The sequence below is a fragment of the Pseudomonas sp. 14P_8.1_Bac3 genome, from assembly GCF_025466085.1.
GTDB lineage: Bacteria > Pseudomonadota > Gammaproteobacteria > Pseudomonadales > Pseudomonadaceae > Aquipseudomonas.
This window is the reverse complement of the sequence record NZ_JANLOD010000049.1, coordinates 256,429-281,271: the sequence shown is the minus strand read 5'-3', so window position 1 is coordinate 281,271 and position 24,843 is coordinate 256,429. Positions and strand designations below refer to the sequence as shown.

Genomic DNA, 24,843 nt, shown 5'->3' with positions numbered 1-24,843 from the left:
AAGCTCCCCGATACACAAGTTAAAACCCGTTAACCAGCCCCACCATCAATTCACCGCACAAAGCCCCAACCAGCACCATCGGCAATACGACAAGTTCACGCTTGATATCGAACAGACCCACTTTGCAATTGACATACACCACCAGCACCAGCGTCGGCAATGCATGCAGGGCGACGCCCCAGATCGCATAGTTCACGCCACCCAGCGCCAGCAGCAGAGGCAATAGCGCCCATAACGAGACGACACGAATGATGTTATCCATGGCCTGGTATTTGGTGAGTCCCAACGCCAGCCACGCCTGATGCGATACTACGAAGCGATAAGTAAAAAAAGACAGTGAAAGAATTGACAGCATGTGGCCCGCACCGGCGTAGCGCTCATCGTACAAGAGGTGAATCAGCAGCGGACTGCCGGTCCAGAACAAGCCGCAGAGAAACAGCGAGGCCAGGTCGAATGCCATTTTGAAACGGTAATACAACGCCTGTAGACGGGCGGTGTCATTGGTGCGCGCGGCCTCGCCAAACGCCGGCAGGGCCACGGCCCCCACCAGCCGTTGCATGCCCTGTTGCAGGGCGCCGAGAATCAGCACGGCAATCGAATAGACCCCCAGTTCGCTGGCCGACATGCTGCCGCCGAACCAGATGCGATCACCGTTCATGGCCAATACGCCGACCGCCGAAGACAGCAGCATCCAGCGACCGAAGACAACCAGCTCCTGAAGCGCTGGACGATCCCAATGCAAACGGTTGGGCGGTCCGGAAAACCAGAAATGACCGAGCAGCGTCATGACCAGGGCAGAGATCAGCCCGGCGCCCACCAGCGACCAGATAGAGCGGCTGAAATAGCCGATGACCAACATCATCAGCAAACCGGCCAGCTGCGAGGCAAACTCGGCGAGCACGACTTTTTTCTGCTGGAAGTCGCGAACAGCCACGTCGACTTTGGTCGACTGAAAACCATAGATGATCGCGGAAAAACCGGTCACGGCCAGCACCAATGGCAACTCCGGCGCGGCATAGGTGGAATTGGCCGACCACAAATTGATGACTTGCGCGAACCAGGCGAAACCGGCGATCAGCAGTGTCGAGGCAAACAGGATCAAACCGCGAATGATTTGCACGGTCCATACGGTATTGAGAAACGCCGGATCGTCGCCGCGCGGACTCTGGATAATGTTCTGGCGCAAGCCGACATCAGACAGCAAGTGCAGCACCACCGAAACGGTGGTGGCGATGACCATGATGCCGAACATGTCCGGCATCAGCAGGCGAGCCATGATCAGGTTGCCGCCCAGACGAAAGACCTGAGACGTCACCAGCGCCCCCAGATTCCATGCTCCGGCAGATATCGCTCGCCTGCGCAGGCTCAACGGTGGCGATAAATCAGCTGGTGGCATAACAACAATCCCGGACTCAATGGCACGAAAGGTACTATAGTCGCATTTGGCCATTCCACTAGCATCTGTCGTTCACTCATCAATAAGCCTGACAATCCATGCCTGAGCACTTTCGCGCGTTAGTCGTCATCCTGGTTCTTGCCGGTGTAGTTTTTTTCATGGCACGCCGCCCCGCGGTAGACCTGATCCCCCGAAACGACTTTACTCGTCGGCGCAATCTGTGGTTCGCGCTGACCATTCTGGCGTTTATCTCGCAAAGCTTCTGGGTGTACGCGGCCGTTTTAGTCGTGGTATTGACCATCGCGAGAAAGCGCGAGCGCAATCCTGCGACGCTGTTTTTCTTTCTGCTGTTTCTGATCCCGCCCGCCTCGGCACAGGTCCCCGGTTTTGGCGTGATCAATTACTTCATCGACCTTAACTATGTTCGCCTGCTGTCCTTGTGCGTCTTGCTTCCAGCTTTTTTCTCGCTGCGCAGGCAATCAGACACGCTGGTGTTCGGGCGGACCTGGCCGGACAAACTGATCGCCGCCAATCTGATCCTGACGAGCGTGCTTTTACTGCGCGAAACCACGGTCACCGATATGTTGCGCCAGACGTTCTACCTGTTCACCGACGTTTTCCTGCCGTACTACGTCGCCAGCCGGGCGCTGAAAAACCTCAGCGACTTCAAGGATGCCCTGCTGGGCTTTGTCCTCGCAGCGATGGTGATGTCCCTGATCGGCATGTTCGAATTTGCCCGTAGCTGGCTGCTCTACAGCGCGCTGATCGGCGCCATGGGCATGCACTGGGAAATGTCCAGCTACCTGAACCGTGGCGGCTTGCTCCGCGCAAGCGTCACCACCGGGCAGGCCATCGCGCTGGGGCTCGTCATCAGCACCGCGATCGGTTTCTACCTGTTCCTGCAAGAGAGTGTCCGCAGCAAAATGCAACGACGCCTGGGTGCCCTGTTGCTCGCCGGCGGTCTGTTTGCGCCGCTGTCGCGCGGCCCCTGGATCGGCGCAGCCGCCATGCTCATGATGTACATTGCCACCGGCCGCCAGGCGTTCAAACGCCTCATGCTACTGGCGCTCGCCGGCGTGCTCGCGCTTCCGCTGCTGGCCATCGTGCCGGGCGGGCAAAAAGTGCTGGACCTGCTGCCGTTCATCGGCAGCGTAGACGTGGACAACATCACTTACCGTCAGCGCCTGTTCGACAACGCCATTATCGTCATCCAGCGCAACCCGCTGTTCGGCTCTTTCGATTACCGCAACACGCCCGAAATGCAATCCATGATTCAGGGTGAAGGCATCATCGATATCGTCAACACCTACATCGGCGTGGCACTGTCTTTCGGCCTGGTCGGGCTGACGCTTTTCGTGGCTTTTTTTGCCACGGTGCTGCTCGGCATCCGCAAGGCGATGCGCTCGTTCCCCAAAGACGATGAGACACGACGACTCGGGCGCGCGCTGTTGGCGACACTCGTCGGAATATTGGTGACCATCGTCACGGTCAGCAGCATCACGATCATCCCCGTGGTGTATTGGTCGGTCGCCGGACTGGGCGTTGCCTATATCCAGATGACGCGCCGCCTCAAGCACACCTCCACGGCAGTCGCTGCGAGCGCCCACCTCCAACTTCGGTAACCCTAATGGTCAATTTTTTTCGCCGCACCCGTTTGCTGCTCCCGGTCATTTTGTCTTTCGTCGTGTGGCCGCTTGGCGCTTCGGCGTCTGACTGGGTCGCCAGGATCGACGATCAAAGCGGCCTGCCAGTGGTGGCGCGTGGCGGCAGCCCCGTCGTTGCTGCCTCATTCGTTTTCTTCGAGAGCAACTGGGGCTGGACCTATTTCCCTACCGAACTGAAGATAAACGCCCCCTACAGCTATGCCCTCGCCGGACAGAACAAAGCGCTGGACTTCGACCTAGCTGCAAAAATCCACAAGGACGGCGAGCAGCAGCTGACCTGGGAGTTCGCCCTGGATGCACACAGCGCGAAGTCGGGGGTGATGGGCGGCGGTGTCGTCTTCAACTTCGACCCAGCCCTTTTCCCGGGCGACATGGGCGAGCCGGTCCTGCTTCCCGACAACAAAGGCTGGGCCTGGGGCAATGCACAGGGTCGGCGCATCGAGATGCGTTTCGAGCCGGCGCTGGAAAGGGTTTACTTCGAGCCGGGCGATAAGTCCGAAATACGTGCCTTCTTCTATAAGGACACGATCAAGCCCGGCCAGCAGACTATCAAGGCAACCTTGAGCCTCTCCGGCGATGTGGAACTCGGCCCCACCATCAACGAACGTTTCGGTCTGAGCGATCCGAAGAGCTGGCCGAATGACAAGCTCGACGTGAAAACCTCGCCGGTCGATCTGTCCTTCCTCAACGCGGACGAAAAACCGGCTGGCAAGCGCGGTTTCGTTAAGGCGTCGGGCGAACGACTGCTGTTCGCCGACAACACCCCCGCGCGCTTCTGGGGCACCAACATGTCGGCCTATTCGTTGTTCCGCACACCGGACGACGACATCAAGTTGCAGGCCAAACGCCTGTCGGCACTGGGTTTCAATCTGGTGCGCCTGCATCACCACGATTCACCGTGGGTCAGCCCGAACATCTTCGGTGATCCCGCCCTCCCTCATGACACCCAGCAGCCCAACGCGGAATCGCTGAAAAAAATCGACTTGTGGATCAAGGCACTGAAGGACGAAGGCATTTATGTGTGGCTCGATATGCATGTCGAGCGCGCCTTTACGGCAAAAGACAATATCTTCGGCTTCGACGAGATGCCGAAAAACAGCGCGGGTACTGCCGATCTCAAGGGCTATGCCTACGTCAACATCACCATCCAGCAGGCGATGAAACGCTTTGCGGCCGCCTATCTGAGCCACGTCAATCCTTACACAGGCCTCGCCTACAAGGACGACCCGGCCATCGCCGCCGTACTGATCACCAACGAAAACGACATCACCAATCACTTCGGCAACGCCCTGCTGCCAGACAAGAACGTTCCAAAGCACAGCAAGCTTTACATGGCGGAAGCCGAAGCGTTTGCCAACCAGCACAACCTGTCGGCGAACAAAACCTGGCGCGCCTGGGAATATGGCCCTTCCAAATTGTTCCTCAATGATCTGGAGCGCCGCTTCAACGTGGACATGATTCAAAGCCTGCGCGATTTGGGCGTGAAAGTGCCCATCGCCACGACCAGCAGCTGGGGCTTCGATGGCCTTGCCTCGTTGCCGGCCCTGACGTCCGGTGACGTGATCGACACGCACAGCTACGGCGGCCCTGGGCAACTGGAGAAAAACCCGCTCACCAGCGCCGGCATCGTCGACTGGATTGCCGCCGGCCAGGTCACGGGCAAGCCGCTGACCGTCACCGAGTGGAACAACGAACCGTTTCCGACGCCCGACCGTCACTCACTGCCGCTGTATATCGCCGGCACCGCCAGCCACCAGGGCTGGGACGCCTTGATGCAGTACGCCTACAGCCAGGAACCGCTGTCCGGCGGCTGGGTCACGGCGGGCAACTGGCACGCCTATAACGATCCTGCGCTGCTGGCCACCCTGCCCGCCGCCGCCCTGCTCTATCGCCGCGGCGACGTGCGTGAAGCCAGCACGACGTATGTCTTCGCACCGACGCCAGACACCCTGTTCAACCAACCCATCACAGCGGCCAACTCGGCTTTGCTGCGCACTGCGGTGGAGAAAGGCAAGTTGCAGATCGCCATGCCACAGACGCCGGAGCTGCCCTGGCTGCAAACCGGCGCCATTGCCAGTGATGCTCAAGTCTTTCATGACCCGAACCAGTCGCTGCTGGACGCCAATGCCAGCGAGTCCACCACCGACACCGGTGAATTGAAGCGCAACTGGAAACAGGGCATTTACACCATCAATACGCCGCGCACTCAGGTCGCCACCGGCTGGATCGGCGGCCAGTCGATCAGCTTGGGCAGTCTCCAGATAAACGTAACGACGGCCAATGCGAGCGTGGCGGTGCAAAGCCTGAACGACAAGCCGCTGGGTCAATCGCAGGACCTGATGATTTCGCTGGGCAGCCGCGCGATCCCCAAAGACGACGAAAAAACACCGTTCAATGTCGAGCCGCTCGAAGGCACGCTAACGATTCAGGCTCCACCGGGATTGACGCTGTTCGCCCAAGGCACGCTGGCGCAAATGAAGAAGCTGCCCGCTACCTACGCCGATGGCCGCTACACAATCAAGCTCGACAGCCTGGAAGCATCCCAATGGCTGTTTTTGCGAAAAAATGCGACGCGCTGACGGTACAATCCGCGCATGAACGACAGGGTTTCCAGGAGGACGGGATGAATTTTCTGGTGGTAGGTGGCGCCGGCTACATCGGCTCGCACATGGTTAAACAATTGTTGCGTGACGGTCACGACCTGGTGATCGCCGACAACTTTTCCACGGGCTATCGCAGCGCGTTGACGGGTGGAAAACTGGTCGAGCTGGATATCGCCGACGCGCAAGCCCTGGACACCTTGTTCGCCGAACGGCATTTCGATGCGGTGTTCCATTTCGCCTCGTTCATACAGGTCGGCGAATCCGTCAACGAGCCGGCCAAGTATTATCAGAACAACCTGGCGGCCACGCTGACGCTGCTGCAGGCCATGGTTCGCGCCGACGTCAGGCACTTCATTTTTTCCTCGACCGCCGCCGTCTACGGTGACCCGCAGTACGTGCCGATCGACGAAGACCACCCCAAAGCTGCGATCAACCCTTATGGTCGCAGCAAGTGGATGGTGGAGCAGATGCTTGAGGATTTCGATCGCGCCTACGGGCTTAAATCGGTTTGCCTGCGCTACTTCAACGCGGCCGGTGCAGATCCGGAAGGCCAGCTGGGCGAGCGTCATGAACCAGAAACTCACCTGTTGCCGCTGATCCTGCAGGCGGCCTCCGGCCGACGCGACGCCATCACGGTCTATGGCCGTGATTACGACACGCCTGACGGCACGTGTGTCCGCGACTACGTGCACGTTGCCGATCTGGTCGCGGCGCACGCGCTGGCGGTGGAGTATCTGCTGGAGGGGGGTGTCAGCACGGCGTTCAACCTCGGTAATGGCCAAGGGTTTTCCGTACAGCAGGTGATAGACACGGCGCGTCGGGTGACGGGCCAGGAGATTGCCGTCAATGACGCGCCGCGCCGCGCGGGCGATCCGCCACGCTTGGTCGCCGACCCGAAAAGGGCCAATGCGGTACTCGGCTGGCAACCGCAATTTGCCTCACTGGAACAGATTGTGACGCACGCCTGGACGTGGGAGCAGAAGCACCCCTGGCACTGACCGCCGGCGCGGGCGTATAACGCCCAGGGCCGGGGCAAGACGCTCTAGTAGTACGAGCGGTTTTGTGGCTCGGCCTTGTTCAGCACCGTGCCGATCAGATTCGCCGTGCCGAGATGATGCAGGCTCTCCTCGATCTCTTTCTTGCTGTTCTTGCCGTTGGCGACCACCAGCAACACGCAGTCGAATTTTGGCAGGACGGTCAGCACATCATCCGAACTCAGGATCGGCGGCAGGTCGAAAATCACGATGCGCGAGCTGTAGCGCTCGCGCAGGTCAGAAATCAAATGACTGACCTCGGGCGATGACAACACCTCGGTGGAGAGTGGAATCGGCTCGCGTGTCGGCAACACCACGAAGCGCGGCAAGGTCGGGTTCACCAACACATCCTGCAGTTCCGCTTCTTCGTTCAACAGCTCATTGAGTGACTTCTCCATCGGCAGGCCCAGGCATTTGCCCACTGTCGGCCGACGCAAGTCGAAGTCCACCAGCAACGCGGTCTTGGTGGTGTGATGCGCGATGCTCATTGCCAGGTTGATGGCCAGCACTGTCTTGCCGGCCTCCGGCGTCGGCGAGGTGATGGCAAGCGTGCGCCAGCCATTTTCTTCCATCGCTTTCAGAATCTGCGTACGCAGCAGATCGAACGCCCCGCCCATGTTCGAATTCTTGTTGTAGGCCACAATACGGTTGCGCTCAAGGTGATCGGGCCGCAACGGCACCACCTTGGTCTGTACATAACTCAACGCGTTCAGACCAGGCGACTGCCCGGTCGGTGTCATGGCCTTCGACGAAATCGGCTGCTCGGCCTTATCGCCATCGGGCTTGATAATGTCCATCGCTATATTTCCTTAGGCAAACCGGCCCAGAGCCTTAAACAAAAGAAGATCCAGGGGCATGTAGAGGAAGTGCAGGAGCACCAGGAATATCGTGATCACCACGACCGCACCGATGATCAACCGCGTTCGCCACTGCTTGCGGCGCGCCATTTCCGCCCTGGTGTGAATGTACGGAATCGACACCAGTACACGTTTACCCAGCACACTAGCCAGCGCTTCGGCACCGCGTACGCGTGGGCTCAACATCTCCAGGAGCATGACCAATGCGCCGGCGCCCACCGGAGCAAGCACGAAGCCCATGGCCACCACTTTCTTGCGATTCGGCCGTACTGGCTTCTCAGGCATCAGCGGTGATTCGAGGAGTACAAAACGCTCGGCCTTGTTTTCCTGCTCCAGGCTTTCGGAAATTCTCGCACTCATCTCCTTCGCGCGCATTTCCTCGTATTTCTTTTTCGCGTTCTCATGGTCGCGCATCAGCGTGATCAGGCCACGCTCGACTTGTGGCGTTTCGATGATCTGCGCTTCGTATTCGGATATTTTCTTCAGTATCTGCTGCTTCTGATCGGCCAGCGACTGGATACGGCCGTTGGTCGCGGCGATCTGCGCCTGAGCCTTCGCCACATCCATGTTGACCGGAGCGGCCGCACTTCCCGCCGATGCGTTGGTTGCCTCAAGTGCCGCAATCTTGCGTTTCACCGCACGCACATCGGGGTGGGCCTCGGTGTACAGCGTCAGCAGACGGGCATACTCCGCCTTGAGACTGGCCAGGTCCTGCGGTTGATCATTGGTCGCCGCCGCACCCGGCTTGGTCGCTATACCGGCATTGGCAGAAGTCAGCTCCAACTGGTTGAAGCGCAAGTCCTCACGCGCAGCCTTGTAGTCACGCTCGACTTCTTTGAGTTCGGTTTCGGCGCGCGACAACATGTTCATGCGCAGCTCTTGATGCTCGGGCAACGCGTCGCTGTGCTTCTGCTTGTAGTCCGCCACGAGATTGTCCTGGGCATTCAGGGCCACCTCGAGCTTGTCCGCCTCCTGCTTGACGAACTCGGTGTTTTCAGTAGCGCGCTCGGTCCGCTGCCTGATGTTCTCATTCAGGAACAGCGTTACCAGCTCATTCGCCACTTTGTTGGCAATCTCTGGCTGCCGGTGCTCAAAAGACAGATTGAATGCAATCGTGACTTCCCCGCGACCCTTGACCGCGGCGCTGACCAAGGTGACCGCAATCGCATTGCGCATCTCCTCGACCTTTTCGGAAACGCTCAACTGCCGGCCTTGCGAATTGAACAGGTTGTATTTGTCGATGATCGCGATCAGGTTCTCGCGGGTCATCACACGCTGGCGAATGACTTCGATGCGCTCATCGGCAAAGGTGTTGTTGTTCGCCGCGACCAGCTCAGGCGAGATCTGCTGCGACTCGATCAGGATCGTACCGGACGATTCGTAAGTAGGCGGGAGAGAAAGTGCGACCGCCACACACACGCCGAGGATCGCCACGAAACTCAGGATGATCAGCAGGGCATGGTGCTTGATGATTGCAATGTAGTCGTTAACCGACATTTCGTATTCAGAGGCCATATTTCTCACGCAGCAGATTTTTCAGAGACCGGGATAACTATAAGTCAGCGTCAGCCCGACGACGTTTGCAGTGGCATCCGGCAAGCCAACTTGCTGGCGTTGTTTGTACGTGTAGGATAGGCGCGCAATCCAAAAAGGCGAGAGCTCCTGATCAAACCAGGCACTGTAATTGTTCAGCGTGTTGGGTGTCTGGCCCTTGGTGTCTTGCCAGGAGGCATCAATCCCGGTGCGTCGGGTCTCATCGACCAGGTAACTCCAGGAACCCCTGACGCTATCCACCTCGACAAAACCGCCGTCACCGCTGGCGAGCGTGGTACGACCGGCATCGATGCTGGCTTCAACGCGGTCCCCGCTGTAGTTCAAGGTCAAACCACCCTGGGCGCTGGGACCGCTGTTCGTGCCGGAGATTTCGTTGGCCCCCACGTACACCGAGCCTCTGAACCGGTCGGAGAATTGGTAGTTCATGCCAATATCAGGGGTATAGCTGTTCGAGGAGCCCACCGTCGATCCCGTCGACCCCGTATCCGGCTCATAACGCTTCAGCCCCAGGCGCGTGAACAGCTCCATGCGATCACTCCATGCATAGGTATAGCTCAAGCGGTTCGACAGTTCGTCGTAGTCCGTCAGCGAATTGATATCGTAAGTGACATGGTTGAACTCGGTCTCGTTCAGCAGCGTGCTGCGCTCACTGAGGGCGGTACGCCAGTTGCCGGCGAGCCCATACAGCGTTTGCGTGGCATCGGGGGAAACGACGCCGGTGTCCTGAACCGTCGAGGAAAGCGTCGAGCTTTCTTCGTATCGGGCGGTCAAGCCAAATGCACCGGTTTCGGTTTCGCGCTGCCAGCCGAACTTCAGCCGTGGATCCTCGCGATTCGAAACGATATTGGTATCAGACGACCGCACGACATTGACGCCGAGACCGACCTGGTACTCATCCGGCCCGGAAGTGCCGACGAGGTTCAGGTTCGGCGCGATGATGTAACGCGTCACGCCTTTCTCATTACGGCTCAGCAGCGTCGGATTGCTGTCGTATTCGACAGTCGATGGCACCGAAACCGATGAACTCCAGGTGGCGGCATAAGCGATACCGGAACAGGGAAAGATCAGGACGGCAGTGGCAACCCCGGTCGTTCGCAGCGCAAGCAAGGCAACTCCCCATGCATCGCGCAAGGCTAAGGCACAACCAGCGTATCGCCGGCCTTCAGCAGAAAGTTGGTGGTCATGTCATCGCCGGACATCAACTTGCTGTAGTCGACGCGCAGGATCTGCTGCTTGGTGCCATTGAGACGCACGACCTTGATGTCATCCTTGTCGGCGAATTTGTCGAGCCCGCCCGCCATGCTCAATACCTGCAGCACCGACGTTTGACCAGACATGTGCACGGTGCCGGGCTTCAGCACTTTGCCTTGAACGTAGACCAGATTGCCTTCGGTGCCGGTGACGACAACGCTGACCTGCGGATCCGGAATGAACGCCTCGAGCTTGGTAGCGATTTGCTTCGCGACCGCAGTAGCATCGAGCCCTGCCACATTGACCTGCCCGGCCAGCGGGAAGGTGATGCTGCCATCGGGAAGGACGCGGACATCCTGTTTGAGCTTGTCTTCGCCCCAGACAGAAACCGTGAGGTTATCGCCCGGGCTCAGCAGATACGTCGCATCGCTTGCGACGGCATTGGAAATGCTGGGCAGAGCTGCCAGCGCGCAAACCACAGGTAACAAGAAACGCAACATCGGGATCCCTCCGCCTAAGTAGCCTTGCCAAGAGTTTCACATAAAAACGAGGGCAAATCACGCGCGCTCATTTTCATGTCGAGGAAACGCTCAAGGAGCGTTTTTTCACGGCTGGCGGCGGCCATTTTTCGTCGTCCCAACGTATCAGTTACCTGAAAAGCGACCTCTCGGGAAGGAAGTTCCTGGTTAAACAACGACGCGTAAGTAAACATGCTGCCTCCGATGCCTGTTTGCCAAATTAACAGCGCTCTATTCAACAGAGCCTTCATTCAGCTAATACATCGCCAACCACTAACGCAACAACTGCTATCACTTACTAGTGTCATTACGCCACATCTAAGCATTCGCAAAAAACAATAGCTCGCTACACTTTCCGCCGGTTAGCCACCACGACGAAACCAAATAATGCGGACGAAAACAGCCAGGCTGCAGCAGGCAGCGGGACTGCGTTCGGCTGACTGGTGAACGCATCAGCGCCACCACTCAATACTTTACTTTGAGCATCTAAATCGGCAGTGAACTTTTCAGTCGCAAGTTGCGCCATTAATCCGTCACATGAAGAACTATTGACGGAAGCGCTCCCCTTGGCGGCAGAGGCGACAAGGCTGTTGAGTTGATCTTTTGTAGTATCAGTGAAGTAAACATCGCTCACGGAAGTTGGTGCGCCAAGACCGCTACCGACTGTATAAGGTGCGCCACCCTGCTCTTCGACGGCCATGCCCACTTCTGGCGCAGACCCCTCACAAGAATTGCCTATCCGGTTAATTTCATGGGCCAAATTGCTCGCCTGGGCGCCAGCGATGGCTGCACCATTAAAGAGCACACAAAACAAAACGGACTTGAGGAGAACTGACGAACGCATGTGACCGCCTCCCTGCACACAGGGTTTATCTGATATCGAATGAAGGATTCGTTACCCAGCTGGTTGGATCGTATAAGCACATCGCCATTACGTCAATGCTCTGTCACGACAATAAATAAAAATAAAAATTTAAGGAGAGTGACGTCAAAATAATGACAGCAAAAGCCCTTCATTCCATGAATTTCTATCTGCCTTGAAGGGTCTGAAACCGGGTAAAAACCCCGTGTTCATTGGCCCAAAACCTACCCCTACCATTCGTCGCGAGACCAGTGACAAAAAACCATCAATGCTTATCGCCTTGGATCCATTTCCGTGAACTGACTCCAGTCTTGCGCCGAAATGCCCGAGCCCGCGCCGAGGGGCTTTCATAGCCCACTTCATGCGCCAGACTGATGCGCCAGCTCACCAGGTAATCACGCGGGGTCTGGCCCACTACCTGGCGAAAGCGTTCGGCAAAACTGGCCCTGGAGATCATGGATTAGATTCAAGGAGCGTGCCAAGGGTGAGTCCGCCAGGGGGCGCGGTATTCAGCCGGCGCGGAAGTCGGGAACAACGCCCTTCTGCGCAAGCCGCTTCAGCGCTTCGATGATGATCTCTTCGTTGTTGACGACTTCGGTAAACCCGGCCCGCCGAATCTTGTTCATGTCGGAGATCATGTCGAACTCGGTATTGAAGATGAAATCACCGAATGGCCAGCCCACCAGTTTGCTGTAAGGCAAGGTGTCCAGACCATGGGCCTGGACCAGGCGCGCCCACTCCTCGGCCTTACCCGGCATGTGCCTGGCAAGGGGAAATGGTTGGGGTGGCGCGACCTGCATGCCCAGCGCCTCGGCGACTTTGCCCCAGATGCGCTCCCAACGAAACGGTTCGCCCACCAGATTGAATGCCTCATTACGCGCCGTCGGTGCCAGCGCGGCCCACAAGCTGGCACGAGCGAGCCAATGGGCGTCGGTGAATTGCGCGACCACCTCGCGGTAGGTGCGCATGGTGCCCGGAAAACGCAGCGGCACACCGGCCTCTTTGCTGAGCGCCGCGAACACCGCAATCACCATCGCAATGTTCATCGGGTTGCCGGCGATATCGCCGATCACCACGTCCGGGCGCAGGATGGTCCATTCAAGCCCTTCGCTGACCTGACGCTCGCGCAGCACATCCTCCTGTGCGAAGTAGAAGTTCGGCGCGATATGGCGCGGGTCGTCCTCATAAAAAGGCGCAACCGCGGCGCCCAGATGAACGCCATAGACCTTGGCGCCCTGGTAGTGCACCACCCGCTTCAGCGCAGCGCCTGCCGCTTTCAAGCCGTCGAGTACGTTGCGCAGCATGGCCGCATTGAGCTCAGACTCGCGCGCCAGATCCGGGTCGGCTTGCAACGCGGCGTAGAACACGTGCGTGGTGTCGGCCGCCGCGACCAGTGCAGCCTGGGTCCCCTGTGGATCGCTCAGATCACAGTCGATTGTTTGGACGCCCGCCACGGACGTCTTGCGCAAGGCTCGCACTGTCCAGTCCGCAGAACTGACCAGCGCCTCCACCAGCGCACTGCCGATAATGCCGCTCGATCCGACTACCAGCGCTACATGTTTAGTACCCATGACGTGACCCTCAGTGAACTGTAAAAGAAGTGACTGAAAACTATCATCGAAAAAATGAAAGCAATAGGCGATAGTTATTGAATCTTTCGGTCCCAATGGTTGTTAATCAAATGCTGGATTCCATCGACGAACTGCGCCTGTTCGTGGCTGTTTTTGAGGAAGGCTCCATTCGGGCAGCGTCTGCACGCCTCGGAATGACGGCCGCAGGCGGCAGCAAGCGCCTTCTCGCCCTCGAAGATCGCGTCGGCCGGCGCCTGTTCAATCGCACGACGCGCAAATTGAGCGCTACGACGGACGGCCAGACCTTTTATCAAGATGCCCAGGCCATTCTCGCCAGCGTCCAGGAAGCCGAGCGAGGCTTGTCCGACGCCACTGAAATCACCGGACGCTTACGCATCACCGCCTCCGCGTCGTTTGCGCCGGGGTACTTGTCGAGCGTCATCAGCAGTTACCTCATTCACTACCCGAAGGTGGTGGTGGAACTCGACCCGACCGACCGGACGGTTGATCTGGTCGCCGAAGGCATCGACCTTGCCATTCGTCACGGTGTCATGGCCGATTCGACCCTGATTGCACAGCGGGTTTCCCCTTCACGCCGGTTGATCTGCGCCTCACCGCGCTATTGGGAACAAAACGGTATGCCTGCCTCGCCGAAGGAGTTGTCTGATTACGACGGGCTGATCATCGGCAAGGAGAATCGCTGGACGCTGGCCCGCAACGGCGTTGAGAAAACCTTCAGGATACGCAGCCGGTTCGAATCCAGCATGGGCGAGGTGGTCAGGCAGATGGCAGTCGACGGACATGGCGTGGCCTTGCTGGCGGACTGGCATGTGGCCGATGACCTGCGCTCCGGGAAACTGGTAGAGGCCCTTGCCGACTGGACGATCGGACCGCCGAGCGGCATCTATGCGGTGTACCCCTCCAGAGCCAACATCGCCCCGCCGGTGAGCAGCTTCATCGCGCACCTTAAAGAGTGGATAGCGGCCCATCCCGTTGAAATGGCGACCGGCCGCCGCTGATGGATAACACTGTGGGCAAATCCGAGCGGGGCGCTCTATGATTGGGCCCATGACAACCTCGCTGCCGATCCGCCAACCTTGCCCGCCCGGTGCCTGCATCTGCGAGCGTGACCCGCTGCTGGAAACCCCGGGCGCGGACCTGCGCATCCTGTTTCTGACCCGCAACGAAGAAAAACGCCTGCTCGACCGCCTGGAAAATCTCCAGAGCCTCAGCGACCTCGAGCGACTGCAGCAGCGGATGTATGAGCAGTTGGGTATCCGGGTAGAGATCGCCCCCGGTTTCAATGAAGTCCGCACCATGCGCGGCATTTCCATCACCATCGGCGAACTGCCGGGCCTGTGCCGCAAAACCCGCCAGGCCATCCCGACCGCCATCCGCCGCGGGCTGGAGAAACGCCCGGAAATTGCCTACGAACTGCTGAACGCGAACGACCTGTTGCGGGATGCCTGAAGCATAAACACCTGCAGGAGCAAGCTTGCTGGCGATGCGGCGATAGCCGCGATAGGCCTCAGCCCAACGTCGGCGAGTTCTCCAGCAACGTCCGCGTATAGGCCGCTTGCGGCTGGTCCAGCACGGCGTCCACCGCCCCCTGCTCCACCACCCTCCCCAGCTTCAACACCAACACCCTGTCGGCAACTGCACGCACCACGCCGAGGTCGTGGGTGACGAACAACAACGTCAGCCCTTCGAGCTGCAATTGGCGCAACAGCGCCAGGATCGATGCCTGCACCGAGACGTCCAGCGCCGAGGTGATCTCATCGCAGATCAGCAGTTTCGGTTCACACACCAGCGCTCGGGCAATCGCCACACGCTGGCGCTCGCCGCCGGAGAGGCTGTGGGGATACAGTTCGGCCACGGACGCCGGAAGGGAAACCCGCTGGAGCACACTCTCCACGCGCTGCCGTGCGACTTCGCCCTTGATGCCGAAAAAGTGTTCCAGCGGCGCGCTCAAAGTCTGGTAAACCGTCTGCCGCGGGTTCAGCGCCCGATACGGGTTCTGGAAGATGTACTGAATCTGATGCCGTTGCCCGCCGTTACGCTGGCGGGCCGACAGGCTCAGCGGCGCGCCCGCATACTGCAAATCGCCTTCGGCATTTTCTCCCAGCCCGGCGATGGCGCGGGCCAGGCTGGTTTTGCCCGAACCGGACTCGCCCACCAGCGCCAGGCATTCTCCGGCACCCACGCGCAGGGAAACATCGAACAGCACCTGGCGGTCATAGGCCACGTTCAGGTCCTTGATCTCGAGCAATGGCGCGCGCTCCATCACATCACCGACACGCGGCGGCGCCTGGGCAATCAACTGCAACGCCTGACGATGTGGATCAAGGCACGCCACGCGCTGCGCCGCAGACAGGTCCTGCAACACCGGTTCTGCCTGCGAGCATTCCGCGGCGCGGCGCGAGCATCGGGGCGCAAAGGCACAGCCGTGCGGGCGCTGACCCAGTGCCGGCGCATGCCCCGCAATCGCCTGCAAATCACGACGCTGCGCAACATCCGGAATCGCCGCTAGCAACCCTCGGGTATAGGGATGAGCCGGTTGATGAAACAGTGCCTCACGCTCGGCGACTTCGACGATGCGCCCGGCGTACATCACCATCACCCGATCCACCAGGTCCTTGATCACCGCCAGGTCGTGGGACACGTACACCGCCGCCACCCCCAGGCTTTTGCACAACCGGCGCAGCGTCGCGAGGATATGCGCCTGAGTGGTGACGTCCAGCGCCGTGGTCGGTTCATCGAGCACGATCAACTGCGGGCGCAGGACGAACGCCAGCGCCAGCATTACCCGCTGCTGCTGCCCACCGGACAACTGATGGGGAAAGCGTCGCTGGAACGCCGGATCGTCCGGCAGGCCGACGTCGCGCAAGGTGTCGACGATGCGTTGCTGCTGCGCCGCACGGTCCAGTTCAACCTGATGCGCCGCCAGGGTTTCGCGCAGCAGACTGCCGATGCGCAGCGCCGGGTTCAGTGCCGTCGCCGGGTCCTGCGCGACGTAGCCGATCAGGCTGCCACGGGCCCGGCGCAGCGCTTCGCCCTGCAGCGCCAGCAATGAATGCCCGGACACCTCGACCTGCCCGCCGACAATTCGCGCGCCGCGCCGTGCATGGGCGAGCAGCGCAGTGGCCAGAGTAGTCTTGCCGGAGCCAGACTCGCCGACCAGACCCACGATCTCGCCCGCCTCCAGACTGAACGACACCCCGGACAGCACATCGATCTGGCCCGCCAACTCGACCCGCAAATCCCGAACCTGCAACACGGCGGCAGTGCTCACCGAGTGACGCGACTCGATCCCGGCAATCGCATTCATGGCTGTTTTTCTCCGATCCGTGAACTGCTGCGGCCGATGCCTTCGGCCAGGATATTGGTGCCATAGGCGAAGATGCCGATCAGGATCGCCGGCGCCAGTACCGCCCACGGCTGCACCAGCAAGCCGGCCTGGTTTTCATTGATCATCAGCCCCCAGTCGGCGGTCGGTGGCGCCACGCCGTAGCCGAGAAAACTCAGCCCTGACAGCATGCCCACGCCCCAGGTCAGCATGTTGCCGAAGTGCACCAGCAGCGGCGTGAGGATGTTCGGCAGAATCTCCCGGAACAGAATCCGCCGTCGCGAATACCCCATCATCTGCGCCGCCTCGACGAACTCCTGCCCCGCCACCGCCACGGCGCTGCCACGGGCCAGGCGAATCACCCCGGGGGTGAAGGCGATAGCCACGGTCAGCACGATCAACCAGGGCGCGCGGCCGAGCATGGAGACGATCAACAGCACCAGGATCAGATCGGGAAAAGCCAGTGACACATCCGCCAGCCAGGTGATCAGTTGATCCAGCCGGCGCCGGGAAAATCCCGCCAGCAGCCCCAGCGTGCTGCCGGCCAGCAAGGCGAGCGAGGCCGCCGCCACGGACATCCACAACACCGACAGGCCGCCGCTGAGCAACCGCGAGACCACGTCGTGGCCGAGAAAGTCATAACCCAGTAGTGCGGCGCCAACCGGCGCGCCATACACGGAACCCAGCATTTCCGTAGGACTGTGGGGTGCCAGCCACGGCCCAAGCAGTGCCAGCACGATCACCAACAGGGTGATCACAGCGCCCTTGCGGGTTTGCGGTTCCGCCAGCCAAACCTGCCAGCGCGAACGTCGGAAGTCAGTCATGCATCACCTCTCAAGGTGCCTTGGATGGGGAGCGCCGCCACCACGGCTGGATGCCCCGGCGGTTGCGCTGGATCATGGTCACCCGGCGTGCCGTGCGCAGTTTCGGGGTGAGCAACACGGTCAGCAGGTCGGCGAACAGGTTGATCAGCACCACGCCCAGGGTGATCACCAGGACGATGGCCTGGACCATTGGCAGATCGCGCATCTGGATCGCCGAATTGAGCGACGTGCCGATCCCGGGGTAACTGAAAATCACCTCGGCCAGCAGTGCGCCGCCGATCAGCGTACGCAGGGTCAGCGCCACGCCCTGGATCGCCGGGATCAGCGCGTTGGGCAGCGTGTGGCGCCAGACGATGCGCCACTCTGGAATTCCTCTCAGGCGCGCGGCAATGACGTAGTCGGATTCCAGCGCCTCGATCATCGAGGCCCGCACCATACGGGTCAGGTACGGCAATGCCGACAGGCTCAAGGCCAGCACCGGCAGCACCAGAAACTGCAACTGGCGCAGCAGCGATTTGTCCGGGTCGAGGATCGACACGGCGGGCAACAGGTCCATGTGCGGCATGGAAAACAGCAACACCAGGCCGATGGCCAACAGAAAACCCGGCGTGGCCTTGAGGAAAATCAGCAGCGACAGGCTCCAGCGATCCAGGCGGCTGTCACGTCGCAACGCCAGGGAAACCCCGAGCAACAACGCCGTCGGCACCACCACGGCGATCACCCCGGCGAGCAACGCCAGGGTGTAGCCGAAACGGCCGAACAGGAGGCTGCCGACCGGCGCGTTGGAGTCGAGGGAAACCCCAAGTTCGCCACTCAGGGCATGGCCGAGCCAGCGCAGGTATTGCTCGAGAATTGGCCGGTCCAGGCCCAACTGGCGTTGCAGGGTGAGGATGCTTTCCAGCGGCGCGTCGGGACCGAGGATGACCCGGGCCGGGTCCGAGGGCAGTGCCTGGGTGGCGATGAACACCACCAGGCTGATGACCCACGCGGTGAGCAGGCCGTAACCCAGTCGCCCGATAAACCAGGACAGCCAGGCCGGCGTGCGCGGTTCTTTGCAGGACGACTCAGGCATGGTTCACCCACAGTTCATCAAAACGCCAGGAGGCAAAAGTGGTCTGTTCCGGTTGCAGCCCACCCACACGCACCGAAGCCGCGTCCAGCACATCGTTGAAGCCCCAGATCAGCAGGCCGCCGCGGGCGTGTTGGATGCTTTGCGCTTCATGCACCAGCACTTTGCGCTGCGCCAGATCCGGTTGCGCCAGGGCCTGGCGATACAACGCGCTGAAGCGCTCGTCATGGAAGTTGCTGCGGTTGTAGATGGCTTGTGGCGCATCGTTGTGCAGCGCCGAGGCGAGGAAACCCCGGGCCGGGGTCGAGCCCGGCGACAGCAGCCAGTTTTCCCGTTGCGGACCGTTGAACACCGAGCCGTCGACCTGGGTCACCTTGATCTCGACGCCCGCTTTTTTCGCCTGTTGCGCAAACACTAGCGCCGCGTTCACCCCCGGCCCCGGTGTGGTGGTCAGCTCCACCCGCAGGTCGGTTTGCCCGGCCTGGCGCAACAGCGAACGCGCTTGTTCCAGGTCATAGGGCCGCTGCGTGATGGCGTGGTTGTACGTGGGATCATGGGGAGAATACAGGTCGTTGGCGATGCGCCCGAAACCGTTGAGGCCGCGATCGACTAACTCTTTCCGGTCGGCCAACAGGCGAAAGGCCTCGCGCACCCGTTGATCCTGGAACGGCGCCTTGGCCAGGTTGAGGTTGAACCCGGTGAAAGAGGTACTGGGTGACGCGTAGAGCCTGAGTCGCGAATCGGCCTTGAGCAGCGCGCTGTGTTCGGCCTGCACGCCACTTGCGACGTCGATCTGCCCGGCGCGCAAGGCGGCTGCGCGCGACACCTGGTCCTTGAATTCGATGATTTCCAGTTCGTCGGCGTAAGGCTGGCCAGGTTTGTAGTAATTCTCGAAGCGTTGATAGAGCGAGCGCTGGCCGGGAATGAAGCTTTTGAGCTTGTACGGGCCGGCGCCGACCGGGTTGCTGATCGGGTCGTAATCGGTAGGGACGATGCCGCCGAAACTGATCAGGGTTTCATCCAGCGGGAAGAAGCTCTGGCCTTCCTTGAAGCGAATCTCAATGGTGCGCGCATCCAGTTTGCGCAGCGCGTTGCGGTCAATCGCGCCCACCAGGCCGGCAAACGGCGAGGCCAGTTTCGGGTCGGTCAGGCGCAGGATCGAGAACAGCATGTCATCGGCGCCGATGCTCTTGCCGTGGTGGAATTCCAGGCCCGGCTTGATACGAATCGTCCAGGCGCTGGCGTCGGCGTTGGGCTCGGCGAATTCCGCCAGGGCCAGGCGTGTGCTGACGTCGGGGTTCCATTCCCAGAACTTGCTGTACAGCGCCCAGCCGCGAATGATCCCGCCGCCCACCGGTTTGTGCGCATCGAGGTTGCCCGACTGATCGCCATCGATGATTCCGACCCGCAAACGGCCGCCCCGCACCGGGGTGCTGGACAAGGCCGCTGCGCCACTGACGGCCGCCCCGCTGTCGCAACCGCTGAGCAGGCTGCTGCCGAGCAACAGGCCACCACCGACGGCCAGGCCATTGCCGAGAAACCGGCGCCGGGAAATTACCTCGCTCATGTGACCCTCCTCAGGCTGGCTCGACCGTCGCGACACGTGGCGGGACCGGCGTGCCGACGCCCAGCCTCGGCACCTCGAAGCCGTGATCGAGTTCCAGCAGCGGGAACAGCAGATCCGCCACGCGGTGCGCTTCATCGATCAGCGGGAAGCCGGACAGAATGAACGCCGACGTGCCTTGCGCTTCATACTCACGAATGCGCTCGGCGACCTGCTCGGCGCTGCCCACCAGGTACGTGCCGGCCGCCGGGCCGAGGATGTTGAAACCGAACAGGCTCGGGCCGAGCCAGACGTTCGGGTAGATCTCCAGGTCGCGAGCCTTGGGCAAGTGGCCGGCGCGAATGGCGTCGACATTGCGCTGGATCTGCGGGTCGTCGCTGTGGAAGCTTTCCAGGGTCTGGCCGGCAGGCAATTGGCGTTCGATGGCGGTTCGCGCAGTCTGTAGCGAAGTGCGTTGCAGGAGTTTTTCGGCGTGGGCCCACGCTTCTTCTTCGGTTTCGCGAACGATGATTTGCAGGCGGGTGCCGAAGGTCAGTTCACGGCCGATTTTCGCGGCTTCGGCGGCGACCTTGCGGAATTTTTCGCCGAGTTTCGGCGGGGTGTTGGCGAAGCTCAGGTAGACGTCGAGCAACTGCACCGAGTGCGCCACGCCCGGCCCCGAAGTGCCCGCGCCCCACAAAGGAATGCCGGGCTTTTGCTTCGGTGGGTGCCAGCCGCCCAATGGATGGCGGGCGGCGCCCGGTGAACGCGGGGCGAGCTTGACGTATTGACCGTCAAAGCCCGAGGTGTCGCCGGCGTAGAAACCCTGGAAGGCGCGCCAGTATTCGAGGCTGAAGTCGTAGCGTTCGTCGTGCGGATAATGCACGCCGAGGGTCGCCAGGCCAGCGTCGTTGCCGTTGACCACGTTGAACAGCAGGCGGCCGTTGGAGAATTGATCGAAGGTCAGCGCCCATTTGGCCAACACGGCAGGCGACAGTTCGCCGGGATGTTGCGCCACCAGGAAGCGCAAACGTTTCGTGGCATCGATCAAGGCGGCCGAGACGGCCAGGCTTTCGTTGGGGCTGGAGCCCAGCAGCGAACCGTAGTAACCGAGACGGTCACTGGCCACGGCGATTTGTTTCAAATGTTCGAAATCAGTTGCCCAGCGGCCCTCGGGCTCCCACGGATAAGGCCCGTCGGGGGTGGTGAGGTACCAGAGAATCTTGACTGCCATGGTGTGTTCCTTGGTTATGTGCCGACCGTTCGGCCGCCATCGCCGGCAGGCCAGCACCTACGGTGGTTTCGTGATGGCAAGGTTTAACTGCGCCGATCAATCGCCGGCACCAGGCCCAGCTCGGTGGCCTTGTCGTAGAGGCCACTCATTTTCCATTGCTGAGTCAGCACACCGGGACCATAGGCGCGGGAGCCGCCGAGGGCGTCGGCGAGCAGTTGCAGTTGCGCGCCCTCTTCCAGCAGCAGGATGAATTCGGCGGTGGCGCGCAGGCCCTGCTTGCCCCACACCGTGGAACCCCCGTTGGCCTCCAGGATCGCCAGGTTAAAGGGGTTCTCAGCGATCTTGTCGAGGATGAAATCAACTTCCGGCTGACGACGGTCGATGTACACCGGCAACTCCCGGGCGAGCTGATAACGCTGCACCGGCACGTAATGGAACGGCAACGTGCGATGGGTTTGCGCCCAGGCACCGAGGTACGGCGAGTGCACGTGGGACACAGTGGTGACATCGGCGTGCTGCTGGAACAGTTTGGTGTAGCGCCCCAACCCGCCCTTGCCCTTGCCGTAAATCACCTTGCCTTCAAAATCGGTGACCGTGGCCTGCAGCGGCTTGCGGTAATTCCACGGGCCACCGTAGTTCACCGACACCAGCAGTTCCTGGCCCGGAACGCGCTCGATGAACCCCACGGTGCCGTTGGCGGTGATGGTGTTGGTTTCACGGAACACGGTGAAGGCTTCTTCAGCCTCGATCAGCACCTTGTCGATGAAGTTCTTCAATTCTTCGCTGATCAGTTGTTCGTTGATGAGGACGGTCATGGCAATTCTCCGGATTCAGGCGCGGCGCTTGGCCAACAGTTCATGGGCGGCTTGCAATGGGCGCGGATCGACCCAGTCGGCGATGGAAAAATCGCGTTCCAGGAAGCCGTGCAGGTACAGGAAATTTTTCTGGGTATCGAGAAACTCCAGACGCTGGGTCGACAGGTCCGGCGCCAGCGTGGTGTGGAATTCACCGCGATAGGCCTCGGCGACGCCAGCACTGCCGGCGCGGGTTTCTTCTTCAAGGATCGCGTTCAGCGCGTCGCGGTTGCCGGCGGCCCAGTCAGCGGCGGCGAGGGTTTGCGCAAGGAAGCGCACCACCAGGTCGAAATGGTTGTCCAGCAAGCTTTGGTGGACGGTAATCGGACGCGGTGTACCGTTGTTGATGCGGTAGCGCGGTTCGGCGATCAGGTCGAGGTCGATACCCACCACCAGCCCGAGACGTCGTGCTGCATCGGCGGCAGACGCGCCTTTGACGTAGACCGCATCCACTTCACCGCGCACCAGGTAATCGAGGCCGGACCACAGACGTTGCAGGCCTTCCTGGGGATTCGCCGCCTGATCCTGATCCTGCAGCGCGACTTCCACCAGTTGGACGTCATCGAAGCCCAGACCCGCCAGGCTCAGCGCGCCTTTATAGCCGTGCAGGCTCATGGCACGGGCGATGCTGCCCGGGCGGGTTTCGCCCCAGGCCGGCAGCGCCAGGCGTTTGCCCTTGAGGTCTTCCGGGCGACGAATGCCGGAGTCCGGGCGAACCAGGATGGTCTGCCATTCTTCGATCCAGGTCAGGCCGATCAACCGACTCGGGGCGCCGGCCGCACGCGCCGCCAGGGCCGGTACGTTACCGCCTTCGCGAAACAGCCCCGGCAGTTCGTGATCGTAATGGTGACGGCCCAGTTGACGGGCCTCCTGCAACGTCGACACCGGCAGCCCGTCGGCGGCGAATTCTTCGCTGAGCCAGCCGAGTTTGTAAGCGATGCCGGAAGCGGTCGGCACCGGGCAACGGGTGAACCAGATCTGCTCCAGTTCGGCCGGGGCAGCGGGTGGGGAAAGTTTGGCAGCAAGCGTCATGGGCAGCTCCGAGGGTTGGGCAAAGTGACTGTTGCCAGGGCTATTGCAGCGCCCGTGCCAAGAACGGAAACGCCCGGTTTACCGGGCTTTGCGGCGATGCGCCGATCACCGAGGGCATTCGATTGCTGACCTGCCAGCAGCATTGCGCGGCGACTGCTGCTGATCGAGCAGTCGCCCCCGCAGCACTGCTTCCCCAGCAACACCCCTCCCCTGCAACCCCGCGGCGGGCGGGCTTTGCAGCCATTGGCGCAGAACTTGCTCAAGGCCTCTCAACGCGCCTGAGCCTCGCGTAGACCTTGAGGACGCCATCGCCAGCAAGCTGGCTCCTACAGGGGGGTGCGCGGGTTCTCAGGGATAAACAGATCAATTATCAGAGGTACAGCAATGAGCAAGGTTGAGCACACGCCCGTCGGGCAATTGAATGCCGAGCAGGCGCCGATTCGGCTGCTGGACAGCGAAGCGCAGGCCATCGCCGTGGCGAAGGAGATTGCGCTGGAAATCGCCGAAATCGCCGCCGACGCCAGTCAGAACGGCCAACTGCCACGGCGGCAGGCGCAGCTACTATCCGAAAGCGGCTTGACCGCCATTGGCGTACCGAAGGCGTTTGGTGGGCTCGGCGCATCGGTGGAAACCATCGTCGAAACCGTGCGCCTCATTTCGATTGCCGACGGCGGCGTCGGTCAGCTGCTGCAAATCCATAACGTCATGCTGCGGGGGATTTTTACCGGCTACGCCGACGAGATCCGCGACCGGCTGATCCGCGATGTCCTCGCTGGCAAGCGTTTCGGCAATGCCCTGGCGGAGGTCGGTGGCAAGAACAAGTTCGCCCTCAAGACCCGCGTCGAGCGCCGCGCCGATGGCAAGCTGATCCTCAATGGCAGCAAGTTCTACTCCACCGGTTCTTACCTGGCCGAATGGATTTCCCTGACCGCGGCCAGCGATGACGGCGGCGCCGGTGTGCTGCTCAATCGCCACACGCCGGGCCTGACCCTGGTGGATGACTGGGAGGCGTTCGGCCAGAAAAACTCGGTCAGCGGCACGGTGATTTTCGACAACATCGAACTCGACGAAGGTTTCGTCTCGCAACGCAAAGGGCCGATGAAACGCACGGGCCTGACCTTCCCGCAGATTCTCCACGCCGCCATCGACACCGGCATCGCCGAAGGTGCGCTGCTGGCCGCGGTGGAGTACCTCAATCACAACGCCCGCCCGTGGGTGGAAAGCGGTGTCGAGCAGGCCAATCAGGAGCCGCACATCATCAAGCAGATCGGCGAATACGCCGTGGCCTTGCGCGGGGCGCAATCGTTGCTGCGAGATGCGGCGCGGGTGTTCGACCAGCATGAACTGGACCCGGACAACAAGGCATTGCAAGACGAACTGATTCTGTCGGTGGCCACTGCCCGCGCGCATTCCGATGCGGCGTCGCTGAAGATCTCCAGCGATATCTTCTCCCTGCTCGGGGCCAGCTCTTCGCTGAGCAAATGGAACCTTGATCGCTTCTGGCGCAACGCCCGGGTCCACACCACCCACGACCCGATCCGCTGGCGTCTGCACCATGTCGGCAATTACTACCTGAACGGCGTCGATCCGGGTGAATACACCGCCATCCTCAATGCCAAGGAAAAACAGGGGGCGACCAGTCCCGCACGTTGATTCAAGGGCCTCATCGCCGGCAAGCCGGCGCCTGCAGG

General features: G+C 60.9%; 21 protein-coding genes and 1 pseudogene. 6 read left to right on the top strand and 16 right to left on the bottom strand.

What is annotated here, in order from left to right:
• Nucleotides 1-19: 19 nt before the first annotated feature.
• A complete protein-coding gene (locus tag NTD84_RS15565; RefSeq protein ID WP_262167070.1) occupies nt 20-1,396 on the bottom strand; it encodes an oligosaccharide flippase family protein in 1,377 nt (458 codons plus the stop codon).
• 98 nt (nt 1,397-1,494) lie between these two features.
• Between NTD84_RS15565 and NTD84_RS15560 the strand changes: the two genes are divergently transcribed.
• The 3 genes from NTD84_RS15560 to galE are packed head-to-tail and all read left to right on the top strand — an operon-like array spanning nt 1,495 to nt 6,661.
• Nucleotides 1,495-3,018: an O-antigen ligase family protein gene (locus tag NTD84_RS15560; protein ID WP_262167067.1), complete on the top strand. Its 1,524-nt coding sequence runs from the start codon at nt 1,495-1,497 to the stop codon at nt 3,016-3,018.
• A gap of 5 nt (nt 3,019-3,023) precedes the next feature.
• Nucleotides 3,024-5,639, top strand: coding sequence for a cellulase family glycosylhydrolase (locus NTD84_RS15555; protein WP_262167064.1), 2,616 nt, complete (start codon nt 3,024-3,026; stop codon nt 5,637-5,639).
• Nucleotides 5,640-5,683: 44 nt separating this feature from the next.
• Nucleotides 5,684-6,661: a UDP-glucose 4-epimerase GalE gene (gene galE, locus NTD84_RS15550; RefSeq protein ID WP_262167061.1), complete on the top strand. Its 978-nt coding sequence runs from the start codon at nt 5,684-5,686 to the stop codon at nt 6,659-6,661.
• Between the two features lie 44 nt (nt 6,662-6,705).
• Here galE and NTD84_RS15545 read toward each other — a convergent pair whose 3' ends face one another.
• From NTD84_RS15545 to NTD84_RS15510, 8 genes and pseudogenes are all read right to left on the bottom strand, one after another.
• The gene (locus NTD84_RS15545) at nt 6,706-7,437 is read right to left on the bottom strand and encodes a CpsD/CapB family tyrosine-protein kinase (RefSeq protein WP_410017359.1); all 732 of its coding nucleotides are present in this window, start codon (nt 7,435-7,437) and stop codon (nt 6,706-6,708) included.
• Nucleotides 7,438-7,506: 69 nt separating this feature from the next.
• Entirely contained in the window at nt 7,507-9,069 is a 1,563-nt protein-coding gene (locus NTD84_RS15540) for a GumC family protein (RefSeq protein WP_262167058.1), read from the bottom strand.
• A 21-nt stretch (nt 9,070-9,090) separates the two neighbouring features.
• Nucleotides 9,091-10,215: a hypothetical protein gene (locus tag NTD84_RS15535; RefSeq protein WP_262167055.1), complete on the bottom strand. Its 1,125-nt coding sequence runs from the start codon at nt 10,213-10,215 to the stop codon at nt 9,091-9,093.
• Nucleotides 10,216-10,241: 26 nt separating this feature from the next.
• Nucleotides 10,242-10,799, bottom strand: coding sequence for a polysaccharide biosynthesis/export family protein (locus NTD84_RS15530; RefSeq protein WP_262167053.1), 558 nt, complete (start codon nt 10,797-10,799; stop codon nt 10,242-10,244).
• A 14-nt stretch (nt 10,800-10,813) separates the two neighbouring features.
• Nucleotides 10,814-11,068 (bottom strand): hypothetical protein, encoded by a 255-nt coding sequence (locus NTD84_RS15525; RefSeq protein ID WP_262167051.1) that lies wholly within the window; start codon nt 11,066-11,068, stop codon nt 10,814-10,816.
• Between the two features lie 95 nt (nt 11,069-11,163).
• Nucleotides 11,164-11,661, bottom strand: a complete 498-nt coding sequence (locus NTD84_RS15520) for a VPLPA-CTERM sorting domain-containing protein (protein WP_262167049.1) — start codon at nt 11,659-11,661, stop codon at nt 11,164-11,166.
• Between the two features lie 283 nt (nt 11,662-11,944).
• Nucleotides 11,945-12,133, bottom strand: a pseudogene (locus tag NTD84_RS15515) (helix-turn-helix domain-containing protein); the annotation flags it as partial.
• Between the two features lie 55 nt (nt 12,134-12,188).
• Nucleotides 12,189-13,250 carry an SDR family oxidoreductase gene (locus NTD84_RS15510; protein WP_262167046.1) on the bottom strand — a complete coding sequence of 354 codons (1,062 nt, stop codon included), beginning with the start codon at nt 13,248-13,250 and terminating at the stop codon, nt 12,189-12,191.
• Between the two features lie 110 nt (nt 13,251-13,360).
• Between NTD84_RS15510 and NTD84_RS15505 the strand changes: the two genes are divergently transcribed.
• Both NTD84_RS15505 and NTD84_RS15500 read left to right on the top strand, forming a co-directional pair.
• On the top strand, nt 13,361-14,269 hold the full coding sequence (locus NTD84_RS15505; protein ID WP_262167045.1) for a LysR family transcriptional regulator: 909 nt from the start codon (nt 13,361-13,363) through the stop codon (nt 14,267-14,269).
• 49 nt (nt 14,270-14,318) lie between these two features.
• The gene (locus NTD84_RS15500; RefSeq protein ID WP_262167043.1) at nt 14,319-14,720 is read left to right on the top strand and encodes a hypothetical protein; all 402 of its coding nucleotides are present in this window, start codon (nt 14,319-14,321) and stop codon (nt 14,718-14,720) included.
• A gap of 58 nt (nt 14,721-14,778) precedes the next feature.
• On the opposite strand, the gene NTD84_RS15495 is transcribed toward NTD84_RS15500, so the two are convergent.
• From NTD84_RS15495 to NTD84_RS15465, 7 genes are all read right to left on the bottom strand, one after another.
• A complete protein-coding gene (locus NTD84_RS15495; protein ID WP_262167042.1) occupies nt 14,779-16,578 on the bottom strand; it encodes an ABC transporter ATP-binding protein in 1,800 nt (599 codons plus the stop codon).
• Nucleotides 16,575-17,420: an ABC transporter permease gene (locus NTD84_RS15490; RefSeq protein WP_262167040.1), complete on the bottom strand. Its 846-nt coding sequence runs from the start codon at nt 17,418-17,420 to the stop codon at nt 16,575-16,577. The genes NTD84_RS15495 and NTD84_RS15490 overlap by 4 nt, the downstream gene beginning before the upstream one ends.
• A gap of 10 nt (nt 17,421-17,430) precedes the next feature.
• Entirely contained in the window at nt 17,431-18,492 is a 1,062-nt protein-coding gene (locus tag NTD84_RS15485; protein ID WP_262167037.1) for an ABC transporter permease, read from the bottom strand.
• Entirely contained in the window at nt 18,485-20,056 is a 1,572-nt protein-coding gene (locus NTD84_RS15480) for an ABC transporter substrate-binding protein (protein ID WP_262167035.1), read from the bottom strand. The genes NTD84_RS15485 and NTD84_RS15480 overlap by 8 nt, the downstream gene beginning before the upstream one ends.
• A 10-nt stretch (nt 20,057-20,066) precedes the next feature.
• Complete coding sequence (locus tag NTD84_RS15475; RefSeq protein WP_262167034.1) at nt 20,067-21,266, bottom strand: LLM class flavin-dependent oxidoreductase; 1,200 nt, start codon at nt 21,264-21,266, stop codon at nt 20,067-20,069.
• 83 nt (nt 21,267-21,349) lie between these two features.
• Nucleotides 21,350-22,081 carry a class II aldolase/adducin family protein gene (locus NTD84_RS15470; protein ID WP_207286626.1) on the bottom strand — a complete coding sequence of 244 codons (732 nt, stop codon included), beginning with the start codon at nt 22,079-22,081 and terminating at the stop codon, nt 21,350-21,352.
• A gap of 15 nt (nt 22,082-22,096) precedes the next feature.
• Nucleotides 22,097-23,152 carry an ABC transporter substrate-binding protein gene (locus NTD84_RS15465; protein WP_262167027.1) on the bottom strand — a complete coding sequence of 352 codons (1,056 nt, stop codon included), beginning with the start codon at nt 23,150-23,152 and terminating at the stop codon, nt 22,097-22,099.
• Nucleotides 23,153-23,536: 384 nt separating this feature from the next.
• Between NTD84_RS15465 and NTD84_RS15460 the strand changes: the two genes are divergently transcribed.
• Nucleotides 23,537-24,805 (top strand): acyl-CoA dehydrogenase family protein, encoded by a 1,269-nt coding sequence (locus tag NTD84_RS15460; RefSeq protein ID WP_262167024.1) that lies wholly within the window; start codon nt 23,537-23,539, stop codon nt 24,803-24,805.
• The last annotated feature ends 38 nt before the right edge of the window (nt 24,806-24,843 follow it).

What these genes read in the sequence shown, in the direction of transcription:
- NTD84_RS15565 (WP_262167070.1), bottom strand. Translation starts at nt 1,396, where the DNA reads ATGCCACCAGCTGATTTATCGCCACCGTTGAGCCTGCGCAGGCGAGCG.
- NTD84_RS15560 (WP_262167067.1), top strand. Translation starts at nt 1,495, where the DNA reads ATGCCTGAGCACTTTCGCGCGTTAGTCGTCATCCTGGTTCTTGCCGGT.
- NTD84_RS15555 (WP_262167064.1), top strand. Translation starts at nt 3,024, where the DNA reads ATGGTCAATTTTTTTCGCCGCACCCGTTTGCTGCTCCCGGTCATTTTG.
- galE (WP_262167061.1), top strand. Translation starts at nt 5,684, where the DNA reads ATGAATTTTCTGGTGGTAGGTGGCGCCGGCTACATCGGCTCGCACATG.
- NTD84_RS15545 (WP_410017359.1), bottom strand. Translation starts at nt 7,437, where the DNA reads ATGACACCGACCGGGCAGTCGCCTGGTCTGAACGCGTTGAGTTATGTA.
- NTD84_RS15540 (WP_262167058.1), bottom strand. Translation starts at nt 9,069, where the DNA reads ATGGCCTCTGAATACGAAATGTCGGTTAACGACTACATTGCAATCATC.
- NTD84_RS15530 (WP_262167053.1), bottom strand. Translation starts at nt 10,799, where the DNA reads ATGTTGCGTTTCTTGTTACCTGTGGTTTGCGCGCTGGCAGCTCTGCCC.
- NTD84_RS15525 (WP_262167051.1), bottom strand. Translation starts at nt 11,068, where the DNA reads ATGAAGGCTCTGTTGAATAGAGCGCTGTTAATTTGGCAAACAGGCATC.
- NTD84_RS15520 (WP_262167049.1), bottom strand. Translation starts at nt 11,661, where the DNA reads ATGCGTTCGTCAGTTCTCCTCAAGTCCGTTTTGTTTTGTGTGCTCTTT.
- NTD84_RS15510 (WP_262167046.1), bottom strand. Translation starts at nt 13,250, where the DNA reads ATGGGTACTAAACATGTAGCGCTGGTAGTCGGATCGAGCGGCATTATC.
- NTD84_RS15505 (WP_262167045.1), top strand. Translation starts at nt 13,361, where the DNA reads ATGCTGGATTCCATCGACGAACTGCGCCTGTTCGTGGCTGTTTTTGAG.
- NTD84_RS15500 (WP_262167043.1), top strand. Translation starts at nt 14,319, where the DNA reads ATGACAACCTCGCTGCCGATCCGCCAACCTTGCCCGCCCGGTGCCTGC.
- NTD84_RS15495 (WP_262167042.1), bottom strand. Translation starts at nt 16,578, where the DNA reads ATGAATGCGATTGCCGGGATCGAGTCGCGTCACTCGGTGAGCACTGCC.
- NTD84_RS15490 (WP_262167040.1), bottom strand. Translation starts at nt 17,420, where the DNA reads ATGACTGACTTCCGACGTTCGCGCTGGCAGGTTTGGCTGGCGGAACCG.
- NTD84_RS15485 (WP_262167037.1), bottom strand. Translation starts at nt 18,492, where the DNA reads ATGCCTGAGTCGTCCTGCAAAGAACCGCGCACGCCGGCCTGGCTGTCC.
- NTD84_RS15480 (WP_262167035.1), bottom strand. Translation starts at nt 20,056, where the DNA reads ATGAGCGAGGTAATTTCCCGGCGCCGGTTTCTCGGCAATGGCCTGGCC.
- NTD84_RS15475 (WP_262167034.1), bottom strand. Translation starts at nt 21,266, where the DNA reads ATGGCAGTCAAGATTCTCTGGTACCTCACCACCCCCGACGGGCCTTAT.
- NTD84_RS15470 (WP_207286626.1), bottom strand. Translation starts at nt 22,081, where the DNA reads ATGACCGTCCTCATCAACGAACAACTGATCAGCGAAGAATTGAAGAAC.
- NTD84_RS15465 (WP_262167027.1), bottom strand. Translation starts at nt 23,152, where the DNA reads ATGACGCTTGCTGCCAAACTTTCCCCACCCGCTGCCCCGGCCGAACTG.
- NTD84_RS15460 (WP_262167024.1), top strand. Translation starts at nt 23,537, where the DNA reads ATGAGCAAGGTTGAGCACACGCCCGTCGGGCAATTGAATGCCGAGCAG.